At 65.5% G+C, this 1,990-nt stretch carries 2 protein-coding genes; one reads left to right on the top strand and one right to left on the bottom strand.

The genetic code is table 11. The features are described 5' to 3' along the window. Positions 1–1,081, bottom strand: a 1,081-nt coding sequence (locus tag BN13_RS18100) for a glycogen debranching protein (protein WP_048548612.1), incomplete at its 3' end; no start/stop codon positions are given. A 66-nt stretch (positions 1,082–1,147) separates the two neighbouring features. Between BN13_RS18100 and fabG the strand changes: the two genes are divergently transcribed. Further along, complete coding sequence (gene fabG / locus BN13_RS18095; protein WP_048548610.1) at positions 1,148–1,903, top strand: 3-oxoacyl-ACP reductase FabG; 756 nt, start codon at positions 1,148–1,150, stop codon at positions 1,901–1,903. The last annotated feature ends 87 nt before the right edge of the window (positions 1,904–1,990 follow it).

Here is a 1,990-nt window from a genome sequence, read left to right as displayed (position 1 = left end):
CGACCTCGTGGAACTGGCGGGCCAGGGTGGCGGCGAGGTCGAAGCGGAAGCCGTCGACGTGCATCTCGGTGACCCAGTAGCGCAGCGAGTCCATGATGAGTTGGAGCACGTGCGGGCTGCGCATGAGCAGACTGTTGCCGGTGCCGGTCGTGTCGTAGTAGTGCGCGCGGTTGGTCGACACGAGCCGGTAGTAGGCCGCATTGTCGATCCCGCGGAAGGCCAGGGTGGGGCCGAGATGGTTGCCCTCGGCGGTGTGGTTGTAGACCACGTCGAGGATGACCTCGATCCCGGCTTCGTGCAGCGCCTTGACCATGGCCTTGAACTCGAGCACTTGCTCACCGCGCGTGCCATAGGCGGCATAGCCATTGTGCGGGGCGAAGAAGCCGATGGTGTTGTAGCCCCAGTAGTTCGACAATCCCTTGTCCTGCAAGTGAAAGTCGTTGACGAACTGATGCACCGGCATGAGTTCGACGGCCGTGATCCCGAGGTCCACGAGGTGGGCGATGATCGCGGGGTGACCCATCCCGGCATACGTCCCGCGGATCTCTTCGGGAATGTCGGGGTGGAGCATCGTCATGCCCTTGACGTGGGCCTCATAGATGACGGTGTTGTGGTACTCGTGGCGCGGGGCGCGATCCTGACCCCAGTCGAAGAATGGGTTCACGACGACCGATAGCAACGTGTGGCCGAGACTGTCGACCTCGTTGCGCTCGCCGGTCGTTCCCCGATCGACGTCGGTCATGGGGTAGCTGAAAAGCGACGGATCGCCATCCATCGTCCCGTCGATCGCCAGGGCATACGGGTCGAGCAGGAGTTTGGTGGGGTCGCAGCGGTGGCCGTCGAGCGGCGCATACGGACCGTGGACGCGGAAGCCGTAGCGCTGCCCCGGCTGCAGGCCGGGGAGATAGCCGTGCCAGACGAAGCCATCAACCTCGGGCAGGCGAATGCGCTCTTCAGCGCCGTCGTCGTCGATGAGGCAGAGGTCGACGGCATCGGCGATCTCGGAGAACAGGGCGAAATTGACACCGGAACCGTCATAGGTCGCGCCCAATGGGTAGGGCCGACCGGGCCAGATCTGCACGAAGACCTCTCGCTAAGGTGACAGGCGAACGCCTTCAACCTATCCGAGACCGGCAGGAGCACAAAGATGAACAAGTCCCAGGTGGCCATCGTCACGGGGGCCGCCCGCGGCATCGGCGCCGCCACAGCGCAGCGCCTTTCCCGCGATGGGTATGCCGTGGCCGTCGTCGATCTCGACGAAGCGGCCTGCGGCGCCACCGTCTCGGCCATCGAGGCGGCCGGGGGCCGCGCGCTCGCCGTCGGCTGCGATGTCAGCGACGCCGCCCAGGTCGAGGCCGCCATCACCCGCATCGCCGACGAGCTGGGCGCGCCCGTCGTCCTGGTCAACAACGCCGGGATCATCCGCGACAACCTGATCTTCAAGATGACCGAGTCCGACTGGGACGCGGTGATGAATGTGCACCTGCGCGGAGCCTTCTTGATGACCAAGGCCTGCCAGGCGTTCATGACGCAAGAGAAGTTCGGCCGCATCGTGAACCTGTCGTCGTCGTCGGCGCAGGGGAACCGCGGGCAGGCCAACTATTCGGCCGCGAAGGCGGGGCTGCAGGGGTTCACCAAGACGCTGGCCATCGAACTCGGCCGATTCGGGGTCACCGCCAACGCGGTGGCGCCGGGGTTCATCCAGACCGACATGACCGCCGCGACCGCAGAACGCATGGGTATGCCGTTCGAGGACTTCCTGACTGCCGCAGCCAAGCAGATCCCCGTCCAGCGCGTCGGCCAGCCGGACGACATCGCCGCGATGATCTCGTTCCTGTGCTCGCCCGAGGCCGGTTTCGTCTCCGGCCAGGTGATCTACGTGGCCGGCGGCCCCCTCGACTGACCCCGGCCGCCCCTCCGAACTGCTGCTAGCAGCAGTTAGTCAACTGTGGACACCTTGCAAGGTGTCCACAGTTGACTAACGTGTGCT

The sequence above is a fragment of the Nostocoides jenkinsii Ben 74 genome, assembly GCF_001046875.1.
In the GTDB taxonomy this organism is placed as follows: Bacteria; Actinomycetota; Actinomycetes; order Actinomycetales; family Dermatophilaceae; genus Nostocoides_A; species Nostocoides_A jenkinsii.
Note: the sequence above shows the minus strand (reverse complement) of the source record. Positions and strands in the feature narration are given on the sequence as shown.

Excerpts from the sequence above, each read along its gene's own strand:
- fabG (WP_048548610.1), top strand. The coding sequence starts at position 1,148 with ATGAACAAGTCCCAGGTGGCCATCGTCACGGGGGCCGCCCGCGGCATC.